This window comes from Paraburkholderia sp. EG287B, assembly GCF_040965595.1.
In the GTDB taxonomy this organism is placed as follows: domain Bacteria; phylum Pseudomonadota; class Gammaproteobacteria; order Burkholderiales; family Burkholderiaceae; genus Paraburkholderia.
Genome location: NZ_JBFRCG010000024.1, coordinates 19,402 through 41,669, shown reverse-complemented (window position 1 = coordinate 41,669; position 22,268 = coordinate 19,402). Strand labels below are relative to the sequence as shown.

The 22,268-nt window shown below is 67.7% G+C and carries 20 protein-coding genes; 10 read left to right on the top strand and 10 right to left on the bottom strand.

Annotated elements, in window-relative coordinates; all coding sequences use genetic code 11:
• Positions 1–10: 10 nt before the first annotated feature.
• From AB4Y40_RS35030 to acs, 5 genes are all read left to right on the top strand, one after another.
• Complete coding sequence (locus tag AB4Y40_RS35030) at positions 11–304, top strand: hypothetical protein (protein ID WP_368691813.1); 294 nt, start codon at positions 11–13, stop codon at positions 302–304.
• Positions 305–589: 285 nt separating this feature from the next.
• Positions 590–2,923, top strand: a complete 2,334-nt coding sequence (locus tag AB4Y40_RS35025) for a putative bifunctional diguanylate cyclase/phosphodiesterase (protein WP_368691746.1) — start codon at positions 590–592, stop codon at positions 2,921–2,923.
• Between the two features lie 123 nt (positions 2,924–3,046).
• The gene (locus AB4Y40_RS35020) at positions 3,047–4,012 is read left to right on the top strand and encodes a chemotaxis protein (protein WP_368691745.1); all 966 of its coding nucleotides are present in this window, start codon (positions 3,047–3,049) and stop codon (positions 4,010–4,012) included.
• Between the two features lie 226 nt (positions 4,013–4,238).
• Positions 4,239–4,817, top strand: a complete 579-nt coding sequence (locus AB4Y40_RS35015; protein WP_368691744.1) for an acetate uptake transporter — start codon at positions 4,239–4,241, stop codon at positions 4,815–4,817.
• A 60-nt stretch (positions 4,818–4,877) separates the two neighbouring features.
• Entirely contained in the window at positions 4,878–6,818 is a 1,941-nt protein-coding gene (gene acs / locus AB4Y40_RS35010) for an acetate--CoA ligase (protein WP_368691743.1), read from the top strand.
• A gap of 2 nt (positions 6,819–6,820) precedes the next feature.
• On the opposite strand, the gene AB4Y40_RS35005 is transcribed toward acs, so the two are convergent.
• Entirely contained in the window at positions 6,821–7,609 is a 789-nt protein-coding gene (locus AB4Y40_RS35005) for an aspartate/glutamate racemase family protein (RefSeq protein ID WP_368691742.1), read from the bottom strand.
• A complete protein-coding gene (locus AB4Y40_RS35000) occupies positions 7,606–8,850 on the bottom strand; it encodes a D-amino acid dehydrogenase (protein ID WP_368691741.1) in 1,245 nt (414 codons plus the stop codon). Before AB4Y40_RS35000 ends, AB4Y40_RS35005 begins: the two co-directional genes overlap by 4 nt.
• Positions 8,851–9,123: 273 nt before the next feature.
• On the opposite strand from AB4Y40_RS35000, the gene AB4Y40_RS34995 reads away from it, so the two are divergent.
• The 5 genes from AB4Y40_RS34995 (at position 9,124) to AB4Y40_RS34975 (ending at position 14,786) form a co-directional block, all read left to right on the top strand.
• On the top strand, positions 9,124–10,290 hold the full coding sequence (locus AB4Y40_RS34995) for a branched-chain amino acid ABC transporter substrate-binding protein (protein WP_368691740.1): 1,167 nt from the start codon (positions 9,124–9,126) through the stop codon (positions 10,288–10,290).
• Positions 10,291–10,306: 16 nt separating this feature from the next.
• Positions 10,307–11,206, top strand: a complete 900-nt coding sequence (locus AB4Y40_RS34990) for a branched-chain amino acid ABC transporter permease (protein ID WP_342922971.1) — start codon at positions 10,307–10,309, stop codon at positions 11,204–11,206.
• Between the two features lie 3 nt (positions 11,207–11,209).
• Positions 11,210–13,069, top strand: a complete 1,860-nt coding sequence (locus AB4Y40_RS34985; protein ID WP_368691739.1) for an ATP-binding cassette domain-containing protein — start codon at positions 11,210–11,212, stop codon at positions 13,067–13,069.
• The gene (locus tag AB4Y40_RS34980; RefSeq protein WP_368691738.1) at positions 13,060–13,821 is read left to right on the top strand and encodes an ABC transporter ATP-binding protein; all 762 of its coding nucleotides are present in this window, start codon (positions 13,060–13,062) and stop codon (positions 13,819–13,821) included. The genes AB4Y40_RS34985 and AB4Y40_RS34980 overlap by 10 nt, the downstream gene beginning before the upstream one ends.
• Before the next feature lie 236 nt (positions 13,822–14,057).
• The gene (locus tag AB4Y40_RS34975) at positions 14,058–14,786 is read left to right on the top strand and encodes a helix-turn-helix domain-containing protein (RefSeq protein ID WP_368691737.1); all 729 of its coding nucleotides are present in this window, start codon (positions 14,058–14,060) and stop codon (positions 14,784–14,786) included.
• Between the two features lie 27 nt (positions 14,787–14,813).
• On the opposite strand, the gene AB4Y40_RS34970 is transcribed toward AB4Y40_RS34975, so the two are convergent.
• The 8 genes from AB4Y40_RS34970 to AB4Y40_RS34935 all read right to left on the bottom strand — a co-directional run bounded on the left by AB4Y40_RS34970 (position 14,814) and on the right by AB4Y40_RS34935 (position 22,232).
• A complete protein-coding gene (locus AB4Y40_RS34970; RefSeq protein WP_368691736.1) occupies positions 14,814–15,713 on the bottom strand; it encodes a LytR/AlgR family response regulator transcription factor in 900 nt (299 codons plus the stop codon).
• Complete coding sequence (locus AB4Y40_RS34965) at positions 15,710–16,846, bottom strand: sensor histidine kinase (protein ID WP_368691735.1); 1,137 nt, start codon at positions 16,844–16,846, stop codon at positions 15,710–15,712. The genes AB4Y40_RS34970 and AB4Y40_RS34965 overlap by 4 nt, the downstream gene beginning before the upstream one ends.
• Entirely contained in the window at positions 16,843–17,220 is a 378-nt protein-coding gene (locus AB4Y40_RS34960; RefSeq protein WP_368691734.1) for a DUF2306 domain-containing protein, read from the bottom strand. Before AB4Y40_RS34960 ends, AB4Y40_RS34965 begins: the two co-directional genes overlap by 4 nt.
• Before the next feature lie 153 nt (positions 17,221–17,373).
• On the bottom strand, positions 17,374–18,897 hold the full coding sequence (locus AB4Y40_RS34955; RefSeq protein ID WP_368691733.1) for a response regulator: 1,524 nt from the start codon (positions 18,895–18,897) through the stop codon (positions 17,374–17,376).
• Positions 18,894–20,303: a sensor histidine kinase gene (locus AB4Y40_RS34950; protein ID WP_368691732.1), complete on the bottom strand. Its 1,410-nt coding sequence runs from the start codon at positions 20,301–20,303 to the stop codon at positions 18,894–18,896. Before AB4Y40_RS34950 ends, AB4Y40_RS34955 begins: the two co-directional genes overlap by 4 nt.
• Positions 20,296–21,420, bottom strand: a complete 1,125-nt coding sequence (locus tag AB4Y40_RS34945) for an ATP-binding protein (protein WP_368691731.1) — start codon at positions 21,418–21,420, stop codon at positions 20,296–20,298. The genes AB4Y40_RS34950 and AB4Y40_RS34945 overlap by 8 nt, the downstream gene beginning before the upstream one ends.
• Positions 21,405–21,830, bottom strand: coding sequence for an anti-sigma regulatory factor (locus tag AB4Y40_RS34940; RefSeq protein ID WP_342922961.1), 426 nt, complete (start codon positions 21,828–21,830; stop codon positions 21,405–21,407). The genes AB4Y40_RS34945 and AB4Y40_RS34940 overlap by 16 nt, the downstream gene beginning before the upstream one ends.
• 42 nt (positions 21,831–21,872) lie before the next feature.
• Complete coding sequence (locus tag AB4Y40_RS34935; protein ID WP_368691730.1) at positions 21,873–22,232, bottom strand: STAS domain-containing protein; 360 nt, start codon at positions 22,230–22,232, stop codon at positions 21,873–21,875.
• Between the last annotated feature and the right edge of the window lie 36 nt (positions 22,233–22,268).

Genomic DNA, 22,268 nt, shown 5'->3' with positions numbered 1-22,268 from the left:
GAGCCCGATGATGAAATCCAAACGGTTCATACTTGCCGCGCTCGTGCTGGGCATGGCCAGCACGATGGCGCACGCCGACCTTCACGAAGTGAAGGAGAACATCAAGCACGACTCGAAGGAAGCGGCCACGAAAACCGGCCACGCCGCCCGCGACTTCGGCCACGCCACCGCGCACGCGGCGAAGACGGTGGGCCACGGCATCGCGCATGCGTCGCGCGAAGGTTACGAGGCCACCAAGCGCGCGACCAAGCGCGTGTTCCACAAGGACGGCAGCAGCGAAAGCAGCGAGAAGAGCCAGGCGTGAGGTGATTTTTGCTATGTGCCGGCGCGCGTAGTCGTTTACCCTCGCGACGACCCACGCGCCGCGCATCCCCGCCCACCCGGCGCACCTTCCCGTCCGCTCCCTGTTAACCAGCTCGCCGCCGGCTTCCCAACGCTTCAAGAATCGCGCCGCCCTTGCCGTTAACGCAGGGGCGGCGCAATCGCTCGCCTGACGGCGGGCGGTTTGCCGCGCACCACACTAGAGATCGAGCCGGCCGCGGGCGCTACCTGCACCACACGCACCGCGGCAACAAGAGGGGAAGAAGGTATGGTCTATTCCCAAGCGGCGGGAGCGTTCGGCGCAGCGGGATCAGGGGGCGGTCAGTCGGAGGTGTCGAGAGAATCGGACGGGGCAACCAGCGGCGCCGCGAGCGGAACAGACGCGGCGCTCGCCCAGGAGCGCAGCGTATTGCGGCTGGTGTCGCGCAGCATGCCGCTGCCGGAACTGCTGGCGGAGGTCTGCGGCCGCGCCGGGCGGCTGCTGGGCGCGGGCGCGAACTGCGCGGTCCTGCAACTCGATGCCGACGGCCAGCGCCTGCGCATCGGCAGCGCGCCGTCCTTGCCGGCGCAGTATCACGCCGCGTTCGACGGCACGCCGGTCGGTTCCGGCACGAGCCCGTCCGGCACGGCGATCGCCGAGCGGCGCACGGTATGCGTGGAGGACTACGAACTCGCGCACGAGTGGGGCGAGTACCGCCGCATCGCGCTCAACAGCGGCCTGCGCGCGGTCTGGACCACGCCCCTCGACGACGACAGCGGCGGCGTGCTGGGCGCGCTCGCCGTGTACCAGAGCCGGCCCTGGCGGCCCAGCGCGGCCGAGGAGGCGCTGCTGTGCGACATCGCCCGCAGCGTCGCGGCCATGCTCAACCAGCAGACCATGGCCGAGCGCCTCGCGCTCAGCGAAGAGCACCATCGCCTCGTGGTGGATCACCTCAACGAAGGCATCGTGATGCAGGCCCGCGACGACACCGTGCTCGCCTGCAACCGCAGCGCGCGGCGTCTCCTGCGCCTGCCCGAGGACGCCATCGGCCTGAGCATCATGAAGGTGATTCCGCGCGTGCTCGACGAAAGCGGCAAGCCCCTGCCCATCTCGAAGCGCCCGAGCATGAAGGCGCTCGAAACGGGCAAGCCGGTGCTCGGCGAGACGGTCGGCCTCGAACTCGCGGACGGCGAGATCGTCTGGGTGAGCGAGAACGTGCTGCCGATCTTCCGGCCCGGCGAAAGCGAGCCGATCTCCGTGGTGGTCTCGTTCACGGATATCGGGCCCGTGCGCGAGGCGCAGCAGCAATTGCGCTACCTCGCCACGCGCGACGCGCTCACGGGCCTGTACAACCGCACCTTCCTCGCCGAGCGCATGCACGCGATGCTGGAGCGCGCCACGTGTTCGGCGAAGCCGGCGCTGCTCTTCGTCGATCTCGACGGCTTCAAGAAGGTCAACGACACGGGCGGCCACGAAGCTGGCGACTCGCTGCTGCTCGACGTGGGGCGGCGCCTCACCGGCTGCGTGAGCGAGGCGGACACGCTCGCGCGCGTGGGCGGCGACGAGTTCGTGATCGCGGTGTGCTGCTACAAAAGCGTGGACGAACTCGTCGCGCTCGCGCAGCGCGTGCTCGGCGCGCTTGCCGCGCCGTTCGCGGTGGCGGGCAACGAGTACTACCTGGGCGCCTCGATCGGCATCAGCCTCTATCCCGACGATGGCCGCAGCGCCGCCGCGCTCATGCGCAACGCCGACTCGGCCATGTACGCGGCCAAGCAGCGCGGCACCAACCAGTTCCAGTTCTTCACGACCGAGCTGCGCCAGCGCCTGCAGCGCCGCTTCCAGATCGAGCGGGGGCTGCGCCGCGCGCTCGCTTCGGGCGAACTGCGTCTCGTCTATCAGCCGATCGTGGATGGCGAAAGCGGCCGCATGATCGGCGCGGAGGCGCTGCTGCGCTGGGAGAGCGAGGAGCTGGGCCAGGTCTCGCCGGTGGAGTTCATCGCCGTGGCCGAGGACACCGGCATGATCATCCCGATCGGCCAGTGGGTGCTCGAGCACGCGTGCCGCCAGGCCGCGCAGTGGCGGCGCCTCTTCGCGCCCGACTTCGTCATGGCGGTCAACTTCTCGCCACGCCAGATCGCGGACGGGCTGGTCGAGCAGGTGGAGGGGTGCCTCGCGCGCACGGGGCTCGCGCCCGATGCCCTCGAAGTGGAGATCACCGAAGGCATTCTCATGAGCGACAGCCAGAGCGTGCTGCCCCTCCTGCATGCGCTGAACGCCATTGGCGTGCGCATTTCGGTGGACGACTTCGGCACCGGCTACTCGTCGCTCGCGTATCTGAAGCGTTTTCCGCTGCATCACCTGAAGGTCGATCGCACGTTCGTGGCGGGCCTGCCCGACAACCGCGATTCCGTCGCGATCACCCAGGCCGTCGTGGCGATGGCGCATTCGCTCGGCATGCGCGTGACCGCCGAAGGCGTGGAAACGCCCGAGCAGGCGTCGTTTCTGCGCTCGCTGCGCTGCGAACGGCAGCAGGGCTACCTGTTCGGCAGGCCGGTGAGCGCTCAGGCCTGCGCGGCGCTGCTGCGCGAGCATGCCGCCGGCCGCGTGCGCGAGGGCGTGTGACGTCCTGATCCGGCACGGTCGTGCGGGAGCGGCAGGCTCAAGATTTCCCGCGCCAGGCCGTAGACGTTGGCAGGGAGCGGATGCCGGACGCATCGCGCCACACGTAAAGGACACGAGAGAATCATGGATAGCGGCTTCGCAATCGACGAACGAACCCGCCTGACAAGCACGAACCAGTTCGAGCTGCTGCTTTTCCGTCTCGGCGCGGCGCCGGGCAGCGAGGTTGGCGAAGTCTTCGGCATCAACGTTTTCAAGGTACGGGAAATCCTCAGCATGCCGGCGATCACGCCGATCGCGGCGTCGTCCCCCTACGTACTCGGCGCGGCGAACATCCGCGGCCAGGTGATGCCCGTGATCGACCTGCCGCGGCTCATGGGCTGCGAGCCGGCCACGGGCCGGAACATCCTGCTCGTGACCGAATTCGCGCGCTCTACCCAGGGCTTCGCGCTCGAAAGCGTGGACGAGATCGTGCGGCTCGAATGGAGCCAGGTGCTGACCGCCGACGTCACGATGGGCAACCGCGTGACGAGCATTGCGCGGCTCGAGAACGACCCCGAGAGCAAGAAGCTCGTGCAGGTGGTGGACGTGGAGCAGGTGCTGCGCGATGTGTTCCCGGCGCAGCACGGCGCGGTCGTGCCGGAAGACGTGGGCGAGCCCGCGATGATTCCGCCGGGCGCAAAGGTGCTGGCCGCCGACGACTCGGGTTTCGCGCGCGAGCTGATCGGCCAGAGCCTCAAGGCGCTCGGCGTGGAATACACGATGGCGAAGACGGGCCTCGAGGCGTGGAAGCAGCTCGACGCGATCGCGACGAGCGCGGAGCGCGACGGCGTGCGCGCGAAGGATCGCATTGCGCTCGTGCTGACCGACCTCGAAATGCCGGAGATGGATGGCTTCACGCTGACGCGCAAGATCAAGGCGGACCCGCGCACCGTGGATATTCCCGTGGTGATTCATTCGTCGCTCACGGGTACCGCGAATGAAGCGCACGTGAAGAACGCAGGCGCGAGCGGCTATGTGGCGAAATTCGCCGCTGGCGACCTCGCGGGTGCGATTCGCAGCGCGCTCGCCGGCAAGCCCATTTACGCCTGATTTCTTCAGCTTATGTTCGCGCCGGTGCGCAATGCGCCGGCGCGTCTTCCAACCCGATTCCTCATACCTGTGCCTGCCAGGCATGCCCTATGCGCGCTATCGAGCGCCACATTGTCGGCATAAATATCACGTTGTGATATGTTGCCTATAATGACTTGGCAGGTGCACTTATTTTGCGCGCTTGTGGCCATGTCGATGGCCGACTGTCTGCGCGAGGAGGAGGATCATGGGTGGCAATCTTTCCAACCCGGCACCGCTAGGCCTTGCCGGATTTGCATTCACCACGTGGATGCTAAGCATGATCAACGCGGGCTGGTACAGCGCCGATTCGATGGGCCTCGTGCTGGCGCTCGCGTTCGCATTCGGCGGCACGGCGCAGATGATCGCCGGCGTGATGGAGTTCCCGCGCGGCAACACGCTCGGCACCGTGGCGTTCCTGAGCTACGGCGCATTCTGGTGGTCCTTCGCGCTATTCGCCGCGTTCCTTGGCACGAAGGTGCCCGAGTCGTTCGTCGGCTGGTATCTGCTCGTCTGGGGCGTGTTCACCTTTTATATGTGGATTGGCTCCATGCATACGAGCACCTCGGTCCAGCTCGTGTTTCTCGCGCTCTGGATTACATTCGGACTGCTTGCAATCGGTATATGGAGTGGCATGACGATGATCACGCGGCTGGGCGGCTATGCGGGCCTCATCACCGCCGTGCTGGCCTTCTATGCCTCCGCGGCCATGGTGATCAACGAGAGCTTTGGGCGCATCGTGCTGCCCACGCATCCCTACGTCGCGCCGCAACCGCGTGCGGCTTGAGTGTTCCCGACGCCGCCGCGCCGTTGCGGCGCGGCGGCGCCTCATCCCGAGGAGTGAATCATGGATGAGCATCGGGTCTTTCCGCCGCCCGCGGAATGGACCGCAAAAGCATGGGTCGATCAGGCCGGATACGAAGCGATGTACCGCCGCTCGATCGAGGACCCCGAAGCATTCTGGGGCGAGCAGGGCAAACGGCTCGACTGGATCAAGCCCTATACCCAGGTGAAAGACGTGTCGTTCGCGAGCCGCGATCTGCACATACGCTGGTTCTACGACGGCACGCTGAACGCCAGCAGCAATTGCCTCGACCGGCATCTGGCGACGCGCGGCGATCGTCCCGCCATCATCTGGGAAGGCGACGATCCCAAGGTGAGCCGCACGCTCACGTATCGCGAGTTGCATGCACAGGTCTGCAAGTTCGCCAACGCGCTGAAGTCGCTGGGCGTAAAGCGCGGCGAGCGCGTGACCATCTATATGCCGATGATTCCCGAGGCCGCCGTGGCCATGCTCGCCTGCGCGCGCATCGGTGCGATCCATTCGGTCGTGTTCGGCGGCTTCTCGCCCGAGGCGCTGGCCAACCGCATTCAGGACTGCGCCTCGACCATCCTCATCACCGCGGACGAAGGCGTGCGCGGCGGCCGCACGATCGCGATGAAGGCCAGCGCCGACGACGCCATGGCGAAATGTCCCGACGTGACGACGTGCGTGGTGGTGCGGCGCACCGGCGGCAAGGTCGACTGGCGCGAAGGACGCGACCACTGGTATCACGATCTGATCGATCGGAGTCCTGCGGATTGTCCACCGGAAGCGATGAACGCGGAGGATGCGCTCTACATCCTGTATACATCCGGATCGACGGGCAAGCCCAAGGGCGTCGTGCATACCACGGGCGGCTATCTGACTTACGTGTCGCTCACGCATCAGTATGTGTTCGACTATCACGACGGCGACATCTACTGGTGCACGGCGGACGTCGGCTGGGTGACGGGGCACAGCTATATCGTGTACGGGCCGCTCGCCAACGGCGCGACCACGCTCATGTTCGAAGGCGTGCCGAACTATCCGGACAGCTCGCGCTTCTGGCAGGTCTGCGACAAGCACAACGTGCAGATCATCTACACGGCGCCGACCGCGATCCGCGCGCTCGTGCGCGATGGGGAAGGGCCGGTCAAGCGCACGTCACGCAAGTCGCTGCGGCTGCTCGGCACGGTGGGCGAGCCGATCAACCCGGCGGCGTGGCTCTGGTATTACGAGGTGGTGGGCGACAAGCGCTGCCCGGTGGTCGACACATGGTGGCAAACCGAAACGGGCGGCATCATGCTCACGCCGCTGCCCGGCGCGACCACGCTCAAGCCGGGCTCGGCCACGCGGCCGTTCTTCGGCATCCGCCCGGCTATCGTCGATGAAAAGGGCACCGTGCTCGAAGGCGCGGCGGCGGGCAGCCTTTGCATGCTCGACTCGTGGCCGGGGCAGATGCGCTACGTCTATGGCGACGCGGACCGCATGCGCCAGGTCTACTACAGCCAGTTCGAAGGCAAGTACTACACGGGCGACGGCTGCTATCGCGACGCCGACGGCGACTACTGGATCACGGGCCGCATCGACGACGTAGTGAACGTCTCGGGCCACCGGCTCGGCACGGCGGAGGTGGAGAGCGCGCTGGTCTCGCATGCCGACGTGGCCGAGGCGGCCGTGGTGGGCTTCCCGCATTCGCTCAAGGGGCAGGGCATCTATGCCTATGTGACGCTCAAGGCGGGCGTGGAGCCCAACGAAACGCTGCGCGCCGATCTGGTCGCGCTGGTGCGCAAGGAGATCGGGCCGATCGCCAGCCCGGACTGCATCCAGTGGGCGCCGGTGCTGCCGAAGACGCGCTCGGGCAAGATCATGCGCCGCATTCTGCGCAAGATCGCCGATGGCGATTACGACAATCTCGGGGACGTTTCAACGCTTGCCGACCCGCGGGTCGTGAAGGAGTTGATCGATCATCGCGTTGCGCATTGAAGTCACTGGCGCGTGAACAGGCGCCCCAGTTGCGGCTCGCTATCCTGCACCCCCGCGAGCCGCAGCGCGTGCCACGCCATCGCATAGTTGCTCGACAGCACGGGCTTGCCGGTCTGCGCTTCGATCTGCGGCACGAGCGCGGCCACGCGCAGGCTCGTGCACGACACGAACACCGCATCGGCATCGTCGTGGCGCGCCAGCGTTTCTATTGCACTGCGAATCGAATTCGCGTCGATGCGCGCCACCTCGTTGTCGTCCGCATGCTCGAACGAAGCCATGCGCGTGACGGTCACGCCGCGCGCCTCGATGTAATCGCGCATGAAGTCGTTGATGGTGCGCACGTAGGGCGTCAGCAGCGCCACGCGGCGCACCTCGAGCGCCTTTAGCGCGGCGAGCGCGGCCGTGATCGGCGTGGTGCAGGCAATCTCGGGCCGGGCCTCGCGGATGCGCGCCGCGACCTTCTCTTCGCCTATCACCATCGAAGCCGACGTGCAGCCGAATGCCACCACGTCGAGGCGCTCGCCGGGCAGCATGAGGCTCACGGCGGGGGCGATGCGCGCCTCGATTTCCGCGAGGCGCGGCGGCGTGATGTCCGGCGAATTCTCGAGGCGGCTCTCGTAGAATGCGACGCCCGGCTGGCGCAGCAGGTCGCGCCATTCGTATTCGATCGTGTGATCGGTGGCCAGCACCACGAGGCCGATTGCGGCGCGGCGGGCAATGCCGCCGTCGAGCGCGAAATCGAGCTTCGTGTAGGCATCCTCGTGATTTTGCGGCGGTGCGGTAATGGTCATCTCAGCGTCAGTCCCGTCATGTCGAGTTCGGGCTCGCGCCCGGCCATGATGTCGGCGAGCAGTTTTGCGGTGCCGCACGCCATGGTCCAGCCCATGTGTCCGTGACCCGTGTTCAGAAAGAGGTTGCGGTGGCGCGTGCGGCCGATCAGCGGCGTGCCCTCGGGCGTCATCGGGCGCAGCCCGGCCCAGTACGCCGGCTGCGTGTAGTCGGCGCCCTGCGGGAAGAGTTCGCGCGCCGCCTGCATCATCGAAGTGAAATCGCCGGGCGTGTGCCGCGTGTCGTAGCCCGCGAAATCCGCGGTGGCCGTGAAACGCAGGCGTGCGCCAAAGCGCGCCCATGCCACGAGATGGTTCTCGTCCACCCCGCCCATCTCGGGCGGGCGATGCTCGGGCCCGCACGGAAACGTGGCCGAATAGCCCTTCACAGGATAGACCGCGATGCGGTAGCCGAGCGGCCGCGCGAGGATCGGCGACCAGGAACCGAGCGCGAGCACGTAGTCGTCGCCCTGGATCACGCCGGCGCTCGTGCGCACGCCCGCAATGCGGTCGCCGGCGGCTTCGATGGCTTCGATCGGGACGTCGAACACGAAGCGCACCCCCATACGTTCGCAAACGTCCTTGAGCCCACGCGTGAAGCGGTGCGCGTCGCCGCTTGCGTCGCTGGGGCAATAGATCGCGCCCGCGATGCGCCCGCGCGCGTGGGCGAGCGCGGGCTCGCGTGCCGCGACCGCGGCGGCGTCGAGCGTTTCGAGCGGCAGTCCGTTTTCCACGAGGATCGACATGTGGGCGCGGCCGCGCTCGAACGAGGCGGCGTCGCGATAGAGATAGAGCAGGCCCCGGCTGATGAGGTCGTATTCGAGCTGCTCGCGCGCCGTGACCTCCTGCAGTTGACGCTGCGAATAGCGGCACAGCCTCACCTTGCGCGAGGTGTTCTCGCGCGAGCGCGCCTCGGTGCAGTTGAGCAGGAATTGCGCGCACCAGGCCCACATGTGCGGATCGGCCTTCAGGCGCAGGCGCAACGCCTGGCCCTCGACGAACAGCGATTTGAGCAGGATTTTCGGCGCGCGGGGCGAGGCCCACGTGTACGAGTGGCCCGGCGCGACGAGCCCCGCGTTGGCGAAACTGGTTTCGAGCGCAACGCCTGCGCGTCGCTCGATCACGGTGACGTCGCGGCCGTCGCGCGCGAGGTAATACGCGCTCGTGACGCCCGCGATGCCGCCGCCCAGTACGATGGTCTTCATTCGCGCCCCTCCGTGCGTGTATACAAAGTACCTTCACGCTGCCGCGAGCGCACGCAATTTGTATACGCGCATACCCTATGGCAGCTAAACGGTTGCATGCATCTATCATGGATAAGTCGTTATGCGCCGGTACCCATGCAAGCTGCGCGCCATGAGCGCGCAAGGCCTGCAGGGCATCGCACCGGACGAATTATTTCGTTTCGCTAACTGACCGCGCGGGCTCGCCTGCGTTGCGGCATCGCCCGGTCGGGTCCACGCTCAGGAGCCGCTCATATGAATCCTCAGAACAATGGCGCGCTGCACGCAACCCTCGCGCTCACGCTCTTTTCGCTCGCTGCGCTGGCGCCTGGACTCGCCCAGGCGCAGACCATCAAGATCGGCGTGCCGGTGCCGCTTTCGGGCAGCAGCGCCGCAGCAGGCACGGATATCCTGAACGGCGCGAAGCTCGCGGCCGCGAAGATCAACGCGGCGGGTGGCGTGCTCGGCAAGCAGATCGAACTCGTACCCGAAGACGACGCGTGCGACGCACAAACGGCGGTTCAGGCCGCACAGAAACTCGTGGACGCGGGCGTGGTTGCCGTGGCGGGCGGCTACTGCTCGAGCGCGGCACTGCCCGAATTGACCGCCTTCCACCGCGCCGGCATTCCCTACGTGCTCGATGCCTCGACCAATCCGAAGCTCACGGAAATGGGCTACGACAACGTGTTCCGCACGATTGGCCGTGACGACGAGCAAGGGCCTTTCGCGGCCAGCTTCATGAAGAATTCGCTGCACGTGAAGCGCGCGGCGGTGATCGACGACAACACGACCTATGCCAAGGGTCTCGCGCAGAACACCGTGGAATCGCTCAAGAAGATGGGCGTGGACGTCGTCTACGCCGACTCGATCACGCCGGGCCAGATGGATTATTCGCCGACGCTCACCAAGGTTTCCTCGCTCAAGCCGGACGTGATCTATTACACGGGCTATTTCTCCGAAGCGGGTCTGCTCGTGAAGGAAGCGCGTCAGGTGGGCCTGAAGATGACCTTCATGGGCGGCGACGGCACCAATGACCCCACGCTCATGAAGACGGCAGGGCCGGCCGCCGACGGCATGATCATCACGACGGCACCGCTCGCGCAGTTCCTGCCGGGCGCGCACGACTACCTCGATCAGTACACCAAGACCTATGGACAGGGGCCGGGGCCGTACTCGGTGTACGAGTACGACGCCGTGGGCGTGACCGCCAAGGCCATCGCCGACGGCAAATCGGCCAAGCCCGCCGACATCAGCACCGCGCTGCACAAGATCACGAACTACCAGGGCGCCACGGGGACGATCGGCTTCAATCCGAAGGGCGACCGCAGCCGCGCCGTGTACATCACGGTCGTCGTGCACAACGATCAGTTCGAGCCTTACCAGCGCCAGGATGCCAACGGCAAGTGGGTGGCAATGAAGTAAGCGCCCCGGGCCGCTCATGAGCACCTTTTTCCAGTTCGTCATCGAGGGGCTGACGATCGGCTCGTTCTACGCGCTCGTCGCCCTCGGCTACACGATGGTCTACGGCATCATCCGGCTCATCAACTTCGCACACGGGGATCTCTTCATGGTGGGCGCGTTCGTGGGCTGGACCGCGCTCGCAGTGCTGGCGGCCGCGCGCCTGCCGCTCGCGCTCGCGCTGTTCGTGGCCTTCGCGGCGGCCATGCTCGCGACCGGCGTGCTCGGCGTGGCGATCGCGCGCGTGGCCTATCAGCCGTTGCTGCGCGCGCCGCGCCTGTCCATTCTCATTACGGCGCTGGCCGTTTCGCTGCTGCTGGAGAACGGCGTGCTGATCGCCTACGGCGCGGGCTTTCGCACCTACCCGCACCTGCTCACGCATACCGGCTTCGACGTTGCGCAAGTGCACATCACGTTTGCGCAGATCGGCATTATCGCGGCCAGCTTCGCGCTGATGATCGCGCTGTATTTGTTCGTACACCATACGTTCGTCGGCACGGCCATGCGCGCACTCGCCATCGACCAGGATGCGGCGCGGCTCATGGGCATCGACGTCGAGCGGCTCATCCAGCTCACGTTTTTCATCGGCTCGGCGCTCGCCGCGGTCGCCGGCGTGATGGAAGGGCTCTTCTACACGCAGATCAACTTCTTCATGGGCTTCGTGCTCGGGCTGCGCGCGTTCACGGCGGCCGTGCTCGGCGGCATCGGCAATATTCCGGGGGCCATGGTCGGCGGCTTCCTGATCGGCTTGCTGGAGGCGTTCGGCGCGGGGTATGTGTCCTCCCAATGGACCGACGTGTTCGTGTTCGGCGTGCTGATCGCCGTGCTCGTGGTGAAGCCCACCGGGCTGTTCGGCGAACGCGTGGTCGAGAGGATGTGAGCCATGCGCGCGCGGGCCACGGACACCTCATGGGTAGCTTCCGGCGTGCTGATCGCGTTGGCGATCGCGCTGCCCAAGTTCGCGAGCGGCTATATCGTCGATGTCGGGCTCACCATCCTCACCTACGCGATTCTGGGCCTCGGCTTGAACATCGTCGTGGGCTATGCCGGCTTGCTCGACCTCGGCTACGCGGCGTTTTTCGCCATCGGCGCCTATACGACGGCGCTGCTCGAAACGCTGCTGCACTTCTCGTTCTGGGCGACGCTGCCGTTCAGCCTGGTGTTCGCGGGCGCTTCCGGTGTCGTGATCGGCTATCCCACCTTGCGTCTGCGTAGCGACTATCTCGCCATCGTCACACTCGGCTTCGGCGAGATCACGCGCATCGTCGCCACCAATCTCGACATTACCGGCGGGCCGAACGGCATTTACGGCATCGAGCCGCCGAACCTGTTCGGCTTCGAGTTCAGCTCGCCGCGCTCGGTGTACGTGCTGGGCATGGCGTTCTTCATCGTCGTGCTGGTGTTCGCCGTGCGGCTCGGACGCTCGCGCCTCGGGCGCGCGTGGACCAGCATCCGCGAGGACGAAGCCGCCGCCGAGGCGGTGGGCGTCGCGACCCTGCGCGTGAAGATGCTCGCGTATGTGATCGGCGCGCTGATCGGCGGTCTCGCGGGCAGTCTGTTCGCCGCGCGCTTCGGCACGATCGACCCCACCGCGTTCACCTATCTGCAGTCGGTGACGATCCTCATCGTCGTCGTGATGGGCGGACGCGGCAGCATTCCCGGCGTGATACTCGGCGCGCTGATCGTCGCGGGGCTGCCGGAAATGCTGCGCTTTTTGAACCTGTGGCGTATTTTCGGCTTTGCCGTGGCGCTCGTCGTGCTCATGTTGTTGCGCCCGCAAGGACTGTGGCCCGCGCGCGTGAGGCGCGCCGCGCCGCGGCCCGAGGAAGAGACGGTGGCGCACGAAGCGGAAGCCGCGGAGGCGGCGGGCAAGGAAACCGAGGCGGCCGTTTCCATCGCCGATAGCGGCGGCCTCGAAGCTGCCGCCGCGCGCGAGACCCTGCTCGAGGTGCATGACCTCGAGCGCCGCTTCGGCGGCGTGCGTGCGATCGGCGGCATCACCTTCCAGGTGCGCAGCGGCGAGATTCTCGCGTTGATCGGCCCGAACGGCGCGGGCAAGACCACGGTGTTCAACTGCCTGACGGGCGTGATCCGCCCGAGCGGCGGCCGCCTCGTCTGGCGCGGCGAGCCGCTTGGCGGCGGCGCGCCCCATCGCAACGTGCATCGCGGCATTGCGCGCACGTTTCAGGGCATTCGCCTGTTCAACCATATGAGCGCGTTCGAGAACGTGCTGATCGGCATGGATCATCGTTTGCACACGGCCCTCGTGGCGGAACTGGTGGGCACGCGCGCGGCGCGCGCCGAGGCGGCCGAGCACGGCGCGCTCGGGCAGCGCTGGCTCGATCTCGTGGGGCTAGGCGCGCGCGCGAGCGAATATGCCTCTGACCTCCCGTATGGCGATCAGCGCAGGCTGGAAATCGCCCGCGCGCTGGCGAGCCAGCCACGCCTGTTGCTGCTCGACGAGCCCGCCGCCGGCATGAACCCAACCGAAAAGCACGCGTTGATGGCGCAGATCCGCGGCATCCGCGACCTCGGCGTGACGGTGCTGCTGATCGAGCACGACATGGCGCTCGTGATGGGCGTGTCCGACCGCATCATCGTGATGGACCATGGCGAGATCATTGCGCAGGGCACGCCCGCGCAGATCCAGAACGACCCGGTGGTGATCGACGCCTACCTGGGCACGGCCGAGGAAGACGACGGGCCCGACGCCACGGACGGGGAGAAGTCGCTATGGGGGTAGACGCGGCCGGCAAACTCCTCGACGTTCGCGACCTGCGCGTGAACTACGGCAACATCGAAGCGCTGCATGGCGTTTCGCTCGATGTCGGGCCGGGCGAGATCGTCGCGCTGCTCGGGGCCAACGGCGCGGGCAAGACCACGACGCTGCGCACCATCTCCGGGCTGCTGCGTCCGCGCGGCGGCAGCATCGCGTTCGAGGGGCAGGCGCTCGTCGGGCTGCCGTCGCATCGCATCGTCGCGCTCGGGATCGGGCACGTGCCGGAGGGGCGCCGTATTTTCGGCGGCTTGACGGTCGAGGAGAACCTGCGCCTGGGCGGCTACCTGTTGCGGCGCGACGCCGGCGCGCTCGACCAGGGTATTGCTCAGGCCTACGAAACGTTTGGCCGGCTGCGCGAACGCAAGGACCAGCTCGCCGGCACGCTGAGCGGCGGCGAGCAGCAGATGCTCGCGATTGCGCGCGCGCTCATGCTCAAGCCCAAACTCGTGCTGCTCGACGAGCCTTCCATGGGGCTCGCGCCCAAGCTCGTGCGCGCGATCTTCGAAGTGATCGCACGCATCAGCCACGCGGGCACGGCGGTGCTGCTCGTGGAGCAGAACGCGCGCCAGGCGCTGCGCATCGCGAACCGCGCCTATGTACTGGAAGGCGGCCGCGTGGCGCTCGCGGGTTCGGCCCATGAACTGGCCGACGACAACCGGGTGCGCGCCACCTATCTCGGCGGCAGCGCGGCGGCGCAGGAGGGAGGCGCCGTCTAGGCAGCGGAATCGGTTCTCTGGAATATCCATTATACATATAGATAATCATTATCGTTCGCATTAGCAATTAATCGTCATCCGATGCAAAATACGAGGCACGGCGTGGCGCGATGCGCAGGGTATAAATTGCGCAAAACAGCTATTTTTCTGGAAAATCAGCGAAGAAATTTTCGATCGTGGATCAGATCTGGCGGCAACGGCCTGAAGTCCCGCACCGCAAGCCCGAACGGCCAATCATGGCGGCAAGCTCCGAATACGACGCTGCCCATCGGGGATCGTGGTTTTCGCACGACCAGGGGCGGTTCGTCTTTACGGAGGGCGGGGTGCTGCGGGTGACGACGCCCATCGGCATGTGGACGCTCGGGCCGCAGCGCGGAATGTGGATCGCGCCGCGCGTGCGCCACGAAATGATCGCGACGAGCGCGGTGAGCCTGCATAGCGTGTCGTTCGAGCCGGAGGCGTCGCCGTGGCCGGAATCCGCATGCCACGCGGTGCGGGTTTCGCCGCTGTTGCGCGAACTGGTGGCGGCGCTGGTCGAAGACCGCCAGCGCGGCCCCGAGTGCCGCTACGCGCTCATTGCACCGCTGTTGCTCAGCGAAATGCGCGATGCGCGCGAGGCCTCGGGCGGCGGGTTGCCGCTGCCGCTCGACCGGCGTTTGCGGCAGATCTGCGATTTCCTGCTGGCGGCGCCGGCCAACGGCGACTCGCTCGCGACCTGGGGCGAGCGCGTGGGGGCGAGCGAGCGCACGCTCGCGAGGCGCTTCAAGAACGAGACCGGGTTGACGTTCGGCCACTGGCGCCAGCAGCTGCGCATCGTCGAAGCCGTGTCGAAGCTCGCCCAGGGCGTGCGCGTGGCGGAGATCGCGGCCGAACTCGGCTATGCGAATTCGAGCGCGTTCATCTCGATGTTCCGCAAGACGATGGGCGAGCCGCCCCAGCGGTATCTGAAAAGCGAGCCGCGTTGAAGGCGTGTGCCGTTGTCGCGGCGCGCGTCACATCTGCTTGAACAGGTGCGCGTACTGGCGGCTCACGTCGAGGGCGCCCGCGTGGCCGCGCAACCGCAACGTCATCTTCCCGATCGCGCTGACCGAGGCGCATTCCACCTGGTCCACGTTGACCACCGTGCCGCGGTGAACCTGCCAGAAGCGCGCCGGGTCGAGTTGCGCGCATAACTCGCGCAGGCTCGTGCGGATCAGCAATTCGCCGCTGCGCGTCGTGACCACGACATATTTGTCGGCGGCTTCGAAGTACAGCACATCTTCCACCGGCACCATGCGGATGTCGTTGCCGCTGGAGGCGCGCAGATACCGCAGCGGCGCCCCGCGCGGGGCGCTATCGGCATTGCCCGCTCGCGCACCGGCGCGCGCTTCGCGAACGTCCTGGGTGATCGTTTCCAGCTGGCGCAGCACGCGTTGCAGATCGGCCTGCATCTGCGGTGCCTCGGCGTCGTTCGCCGGCGAGCGCGCGAGCCGGGCGCGCAGGCGCTCCACCGTGCGCGCGAGCCGCGCAGCCTCCACGGGCTTGAGCAGATAGTCGATGGCCGCGGCCTCGAAGGCTTCGAGCGCATAGGCGTCGTAGGCGGTCACGAACACGATTTGGGGCGGCGCGGCGAGATTCGCGCAGGCGCGCGCGACATCGAGGCCGGTCGCGCCCGGCATGGCGATGTCGAGGAACGCGACGTCGGGCGCGAGCGCGCCGATGCGTTCGATGGCTTCCTCGCCGTTGCTGGCCGTCGCCACGATGCGCAGTTCCGGCCACACGGCGGCGAGTTCGCGCTCCAGGGCGGCGGCGATCAGCGGCTCGTCCTCGGCGATCAGTGCGGTCGGGGTGTCGGGCGAGCGGCGCGGGGCGTCGCTGTGTTGCGCCGTATCGGCGGGCGCGTGGCGTTTCATGATCCGGACTCCTGCACGCTCACGCCAACGGTGTCGCGCAGCGGCAGCCGGACCTGCGCAACGAGGCCATGCGGAACGTTCTCGATCAGCGTGAGCGACGCCTGCTCGCCGTAGAGCGCCGCAAGCCGCTCGCGCACGTTCACGAGCCCGACGCCCGCGCCCTGGGTGCCCGGCGTCGCGCCGAAGCCCGGGCCCGTATCGGTCACGCTCAGTTCGACATGCTCACCGTCGCGCCGGGCGAGGACGTCGATTCTGCCGCCCTCGAGCGCTCCCTGAATGCCGTGTTTGAGCGCGTTCTCCACGAGCGGCTGCAACAGCATGGGCGGCACCGGGAGGTCGGCGCAATCGCGCGGCAGGTCGAGCGCATAGGCGAGGCGCGGGCCGATGCGCATGGCGTGCACGGCGAGCATCGAGTCGAGCACCTTGAACTGCACCGCGAGCGTTTCGCTTTGCGCGCGCGAGGCCTCCAGCGTCGCGCGCAGGAAGCGGTTGAGGCTCGCGAGCAGCTCGCGCGCACGCGGCGGGTCGGAGGCGATCAGGCTGTCGAGCGTCGCCAGCGTGTTGAAGAGAAAGTGCGGCTCGATCTGCGCCTGCAGCGCCTGCAGGCGCGCACTGAGCGCCGTGCGCTCGGCGGCTTCCTTTTGCCATGCCGTGCGCGCGACCTGTTCGCTCAACTCGGCTATGCGCGTGCGCGACCAGCCGTACCAGGTCACGAGCAGCGTGGCGGTCAGCGCGATCCAGCCGGTGAGCGCGAGATCCTTCGTCGCGAACGCGTTGTGCAGGCCGATGCCGAGCACCACGCTCGCAATGCCGCGCCCGAGCGACGCGCCGAGCACGATGGCGAGCACCATCGCGAGGGCGAGCCGCGGGCCCGTGAGCGCATTGTGGCGTTGCAGGAAAAAGCGGCCGACGTCGAGCAGCAGCATGATCGACAGCCCGATCGCCTGGCTGAAGACGAGGTTGTCGATGAATCGCTCGTGCACGCCCGCGGCGGTGAGCGCGACCGCAATCAGCGCGTTGCCGATCACGACGATCACGGCCTCACGCGCGAATCCGGCGAGCAGGACATTGGCCGCCGGCGCGGGGAGGCGGGCGGCGGCGTTCGGAAACTCGACGTGCGTGCCAGGAATCATGCGATCCAGCTCGTGACGATGAGGTTGAGCAGCCGGTGCGGCGTCGCAATGGCAGCGAGACCGGCCGCGATGAGACTGAAGAACGAACCGCGCATGGCGAGGCGATGGCCGCGGACGTTGCCGTGGCGGATCGCCCAGATGGCGCGCCCGACGCTCGCGAACGTCAGCAGCGACAGGCCGTGCACCCAGGACAGATGCCCCGGATGCAGCTCGCGGATGTCGAACGAGCTGAGCGCGGCGGCGAACATCGTCAGCGCCCAGAGGCGGCCGAGCCATTTGTGCCGCGCGCTGCCCTTTTCGGTCAGCATGACGGCGGTTCCGAGTATGACAGAAAGCGTTGCGGCGACGACGTGCGCGGCAATGATGGCAGACATGCGGCTCTCCTTGGCGGGGCGAGCGGGGGCGATGTCTGCAGTGTGGTGAGTGGGGGCGGGACGGGCGAGGGGGATGCGACGAAGCGCGGGGAAACGGGCGCGAACGGGAATTCGGTGGCGCGAACGGTCGGCAGGCGAAGCGCACGGCGCCACTCAATCCGGCGGCGCGCTTTCGATTTCCCGCAGGATCTCGTCGTACGGCGCCGGCTTGACCAGATGCCGGTCGAAGCCCGCATCGCTCGCCGCCTGGCGGTCGCGCTCCTGGCCGTAGCCCGTAAGCGCGATCAATTGCACGTGGGCGGTGGCCGGCTCGGCGCGCAGCGCCTTCGCCAGCGCATGGCCATCCATGCCGGGCAAGCCGATGTCGAGAATCGCCACGTGGGGCAGGAAGCTCTGCGCGAGCGCGAGCGCGCTCGGACCGTCGTGCGCGACGCGCACCTCGTGGCCTTCGAGTTCCAGCAGCATGAGCAGCGAGGAAGCGGAATCGACGTTGTCGTCGGCGATCAGCACGCGGCGGCGCGCGGGCTCAGTCTGGTGCCCCGCGCCTTGCGATTTGCCGAGCGGCGCTTCGCATTGCGGCACCCGCGCGAGCGGCAGACGCACGACGAATTCCGAGCCGTGCCCCAGCCCGTCCGAATGCGCGCTCACCGAGCCGCCATGCAGTTCCGCGAGTTCGCGCACGAGGGCGAGGCCGATGCCGAGGCCGCCGTCGGCGCGCTTCACGGCTTCGCGCGACTGCATGAAAAGCTCGAACACATAGGGCAGCTCGTCGGGCGCGATGCCGATGCCATTGTCGCGCACGCGAATCAGGATCTCGTAGACATCCGCTTCGAGCCGCAGCGCGATCTGGCCGCCTTCGGCCGTGTACTTGGCGGCGTTGGAAAGCAGGTTGCTGATGATCTGCGCCACGCGTATCGCGTCGCCGGTCACGTGGCACGGCTCGCAGTCGATCTCGACCGTGAGCGTTTGCGATTTCGCGTCGAGGAAGGGCCGGCTCGTTTCCACGGCGACCTGGACGATCTCGCGCAGGTCGAGCGTGCTCATCTGCAGCGCGATCTTGCCGTGCGAGATTCGCGAGACGTCGAGCAGGTCGTCGACGAGGCGGCCGAGATGCTCGACCTGGCGGCTCGCGATCTGCCGCGCGTCGGCGCGCATGGTGTCGTTCGCGCCGTGGCGCGGGTCGAGCAGTTCGATGGCGTTGCGAATCGGCGCGAGCGGATTGCGCAGTTCGTGCGCGAGCGTCGCGAGGAAGCGGTCCTTGCGGCGGTCGGCGTCGCGCAGCGCCTTTTCGGCAGCGTAGAGGCGCAGGAGCGCGCGCACGTTCGCCACCAGCTCGGCGGGCTCGACGGGCTCGGTGAGGTAGCTGTCGGCGCCGCCGTCGAGCGCGAGAATCTTGTCGCGCGTCTGCACCGCGGCGGCGGAGGTCTGCAGCACGAGCGTGGAGTTCGTCTCCGGGTCCGCCTTGATGAGGCGGCACACCTCGATGCCGCTGATGTCGGGCAGCTTCACGTCGAGCAGGACGATCGCAGGCGCCTGTCCGCGCACGGCTTCGAGCGCGGCCTGGCCCGTCGCGGCTTCGATCACGGCGTAGCCGGCGTGGCGCAGCACGCGCGACTTCACGTAGCGCGCGCCTTCGTTGTCGTCGACGTTGAGGATGAGTGTGGCGTGCGCGTTCATGGCGCCGCGTCCCCGGAGATCTCGGGTTCGTTCTCGACGGACATGGCGAGGCGCACCGGCAGGTTCAGGCGGAACGTCGAGCCCACGCCGGGCTCGCTTTCCACGCCCACTTCGCCGCCCAGCAGCGCCGCAAGCTTGCGGCACAGCGGCAGGCCAAGGCCCGTTCCCTTCACGCGCTGCTGGAGGCGGTTCTGCACCTGGCCGAACTCCTCGAAAATGATCTGGTGGTGCTCGGGAGCAATTCCGATGCCCGTGTCGGCGACGAAGAAAGTGATGCGCGCTTCGTCGCCGTCGCCGGGCATGCACTGGGCGCCCACGCGAATCTGCCCGCGCTCGGTGTACTTCAGCGCGTTCGAAACGAAATTGCGCAGGATCTGCGTGAGTTTGGGTTCGTCGGTGTAAAGCTGCGGCAGGCCTGCGGTGGAGCCGAATTCGAGCGTGACGTCGGGCGTGTCGAGCAGCGGCATGAGCATCGTGCGCAGCGCGGCGAAGAGGTCGGCGGGCTCGAACCACGAGGGCACGACTTCGGTCTTGCCGGCTTCGATCTTCGCGAGATCGAGCAGGTCGTTCACGGTCTCGCCCAGGCTTTCCGCAGACGAAAGAATCAGCTTGACCTGGCGTTCCTGCTCTACGCTCAGGTCGCCGTCCAGCCGGTTGAGCAGCAGGTTGGCGAGCGCGCGGATCGAACTGAGCGGCGTGCGCAGCTCGTGGCTCATGTTCGAGAGAAAGCGCGTTTTCATCATGTCGGCGCGGCGCAGTTCCTCGGCGCGCTCGTCGAGTTCGGCGTAGAGCGCCACCACGCCGCGGTTGGTCGCTTCCAGCTCCTGCGTGAGGCGCGAGAGTTCTTCCTGGCGCTCGCGCAGTTCGTCGAGCGCCGTCACGAGTTCGCGGTTCTGCTGCTGCAGTTCTTCGAGCGAGTCGCCGTGTGCGCCTTCCTGCGGACTGCGTGCAGCCAGTTCGCGCACGATGCGCTCGAGTTCTGCGCCGCTCGCCTCGCTGCGCTCGTGCGGCAAGTCGCGCGCCATGGTGACGGTCGTGCCGCCGGCCGACGAGCGAATCTCGAAGCGGTCCATCAGACGGCGGCTGCCCGTGATGCCGAGGCCCATGCCGCCGGGCGATCGCCAGGTGCCGTCGAGCACGGCTTCGAGCTCGCGCACGCCGGGGCCCTGGTCGCTCACCTGCACGGCGAGCGCTTCGCGCGGCCGCTCGCCTTCCAGCGCGAAGGCGACTTCGCCGCCGCCCGCATATTCGAACGCGTTGCGGGCGATTTCGGAGACGGCGCTCGCAATGCGCGTCTGGTCGAGCGGCGAGAAGCCGAGCCCGGCGGCCAGCTCGCGCGCGCGGCGGCGCGCGGCGACGACGTCCTGGGCGGTTTCCAGCCGGATGCGCAGCAGGGGCTTATTCATGGTTCAACTGTACTCCGGGGCGTGCGCGCACGACGACGACGGTGGCGTCGTCGCGCCGGCGCGCGAAGTCTCGGTAGAGGACGGCCGCAATCACGACGGCGGGCTGGTTGGCGAGTCCGGGCCAGGCGGCGAGGTCCCAGCGGGTGGCGATGCCGTCCGAATGCAGGACGAGCAGCGCGTTCTCGCTCCACGTCAGTTCGAACTCCTGGATGCCGCGCATCGTGTGGCCCACGATGCCGTTGCGCGAGACGAGCTGATAGCACTCGCGCGCGGACGGTGCTGCGCTGGCGGGCCGATGCGTGTGGCCGCCTGAAACGCGGTTATCGATGGGGCGGCCCGCGCCATACGCGACCGCCGAGATGTTGCCCGTGCCGCAGAACGCGAGCGCGCCGCGCGCCAGATCGATGCGCACGAGCGCGAGCGCCGCGCCGCGCGTGGGGCGCAGGGCCGCGTGCGAGAGTTCCATCAGCGCGGCGGGTGCGAGGCCGGCGCGGCGGCGCAGCACGTCGAGCGCGGCCACGGCGGCCACGTGGGCTTCGGCGCCGTGGCCGAGGCCGTCGGCGAGTGCGAGCGTGAGGCCGCTCTGGTCGGCCTGCGCCCGCCAGCCGTCGCCGCTGACTTCCTCGCCGGGGTGTGGCACGCACACGGCGCCGACCTCGGGGCCGGTGAATGCCGCGCGCGCGGCGTTGCCGCCGCTTTTCTGCACCAGCACGCGCAACACGGTGCCTACGCCCGGCTGCGAGTAAATGGCGAACTGGTTCGAGAGCCGCCGGATCGCGCCGAGCCCGGTGCCGGTCGTGCCGGTCGTGGAGTGGCCGTCGGCGAGCGCGGTGCCCACGTCGGGCATGCCGGGGCCGCTGTCGAGCGCGATCAGCTCCACCGCGCCCTCCAGCGCGCACACGAGCAGTTCGCCGTGGCCGGCATGCTTGAGGATGTTGGTGGCCGCTTCCGTGAGCACGATTGCGAGGCGGCCGGCGTCGGTCTCGCCGAGCGCGGCAATGCGCGCGGCTTCGCTGGCGCCGCGGCGTGCAAAGGCGACGCCGCTGGCCTCGCCGATCTCGAAGGAGCGGTGGGTGCCGCCGGCTGAACCGGCCGCACCGTCTAGCGTACTTTCCATTTCGTGATGGTGACCGTCGTGCCGCCACCCGGAGTCGATTCGATCGTGAAGTCGTCGCACAGGCGCCGCGAACCGCCCAGGCCGAGGCCCAGGCCATTGCCGCTCGTGAAGCCGTCCTGCAGCGCGCGCTCGATGTCAGCAATCCCCGGACCCTGATCGACGAACGAGAGCTGCAGTCCCACGCGCACGCCTTTTTCCAGCACTTCGAGGCGCGCATCGCCGCCGCCGCCATGCTGCAGCGTGTTGCGTGCGAGCTCGCTCGCCGCCGTCACGAACTTGGTCTGTTCGATGAGCGAGAAACCCTGCGCGATGGCGGCGTCGCGCACGATCTGCCGCAGCCGGACGATTTCCTCGTCCGATCTCAGGCTCACCTGGGCCGCAAGCCTGCCGGTCGTGTCGTTGCTATTCATGATCGAACGCAAGAGACGTGCTAGCTAACGGAGTAATGGGACTCAACGGAGCTCACGCTGCTTGAGCAGCGCCATGCCTTTTTCGACGTTCAGCGCGGTGCGCACGCCCGACAACGTGAGGCCGAGCTCCACCAGCGTGATCGCCACGGACGGCTGCATGCCGACCACCACGGTCTGCGCGTCGAGCACCATCGCCATGGCGGCCGTGTTGCCGATCATGCGGCCGATGAACGAGTCGACCACATCGAGCGTCGAGATGTCGATCAGCACGCCCTTGGCCGACTCTTTGACGATGCGCTCGGTGAGGTCGTCCTGCAGTGCGATCGCGAGGCGGTCGTGCATGTCCACCTGGATCGTGACGATCAGGCAGTCGCCGAGGCGCAGAATCGGAATGCGTTCCATCGTGTGCGGTTCCCGTGCTTCAGTGGCGCTGCGTGG

Bases quoted from the DNA above. Each gene is read 5' to 3' on its own strand.
- AB4Y40_RS34980 (WP_368691738.1), top strand. From the start codon at position 13,060: ATGGGGGTAGACGCGGCCGGCAAACTCCTCGACGTTCGCGACCTGCGC.
- AB4Y40_RS35005 (WP_368691742.1), bottom strand. From the start codon at position 7,609: ATGACCATTACCGCACCGCCGCAAAATCACGAGGATGCCTACACGAAG.
- AB4Y40_RS35030 (WP_368691813.1), top strand. From the start codon at position 11: ATGAAATCCAAACGGTTCATACTTGCCGCGCTCGTGCTGGGCATGGCC.
- AB4Y40_RS34960 (WP_368691734.1), bottom strand. From the start codon at position 17,220: ATGTCTGCCATCATTGCCGCGCACGTCGTCGCCGCAACGCTTTCTGTC.
- AB4Y40_RS34970 (WP_368691736.1), bottom strand. From the start codon at position 15,713: ATGAAACGCCACGCGCCCGCCGATACGGCGCAACACAGCGACGCCCCG.
- AB4Y40_RS35025 (WP_368691746.1), top strand. From the start codon at position 590: ATGGTCTATTCCCAAGCGGCGGGAGCGTTCGGCGCAGCGGGATCAGGG.
- AB4Y40_RS35000 (WP_368691741.1), bottom strand. From the start codon at position 8,850: ATGAAGACCATCGTACTGGGCGGCGGCATCGCGGGCGTCACGAGCGCG.
- AB4Y40_RS34955 (WP_368691733.1), bottom strand. From the start codon at position 18,897: ATGAACGCGCACGCCACACTCATCCTCAACGTCGACGACAACGAAGGC.
- AB4Y40_RS34995 (WP_368691740.1), top strand. From the start codon at position 9,124: ATGAATCCTCAGAACAATGGCGCGCTGCACGCAACCCTCGCGCTCACG.
- AB4Y40_RS34945 (WP_368691731.1), bottom strand. From the start codon at position 21,420: ATGGAAAGTACGCTAGACGGTGCGGCCGGTTCAGCCGGCGGCACCCAC.
- AB4Y40_RS34985 (WP_368691739.1), top strand. From the start codon at position 11,210: ATGCGCGCGCGGGCCACGGACACCTCATGGGTAGCTTCCGGCGTGCTG.
- AB4Y40_RS34935 (WP_368691730.1), bottom strand. From the start codon at position 22,232: ATGGAACGCATTCCGATTCTGCGCCTCGGCGACTGCCTGATCGTCACG.
- AB4Y40_RS34975 (WP_368691737.1), top strand. From the start codon at position 14,058: ATGGCGGCAAGCTCCGAATACGACGCTGCCCATCGGGGATCGTGGTTT.
- AB4Y40_RS34940 (WP_342922961.1), bottom strand. From the start codon at position 21,830: ATGAATAGCAACGACACGACCGGCAGGCTTGCGGCCCAGGTGAGCCTG.
- acs (WP_368691743.1), top strand. From the start codon at position 4,878: ATGGATGAGCATCGGGTCTTTCCGCCGCCCGCGGAATGGACCGCAAAA.
- AB4Y40_RS34965 (WP_368691735.1), bottom strand. From the start codon at position 16,846: ATGATTCCTGGCACGCACGTCGAGTTTCCGAACGCCGCCGCCCGCCTC.
- AB4Y40_RS35015 (WP_368691744.1), top strand. From the start codon at position 4,239: ATGGGTGGCAATCTTTCCAACCCGGCACCGCTAGGCCTTGCCGGATTT.
- AB4Y40_RS34990 (WP_342922971.1), top strand. From the start codon at position 10,307: ATGAGCACCTTTTTCCAGTTCGTCATCGAGGGGCTGACGATCGGCTCG.
- AB4Y40_RS34950 (WP_368691732.1), bottom strand. From the start codon at position 20,303: ATGAATAAGCCCCTGCTGCGCATCCGGCTGGAAACCGCCCAGGACGTC.
- AB4Y40_RS35020 (WP_368691745.1), top strand. From the start codon at position 3,047: ATGGATAGCGGCTTCGCAATCGACGAACGAACCCGCCTGACAAGCACG.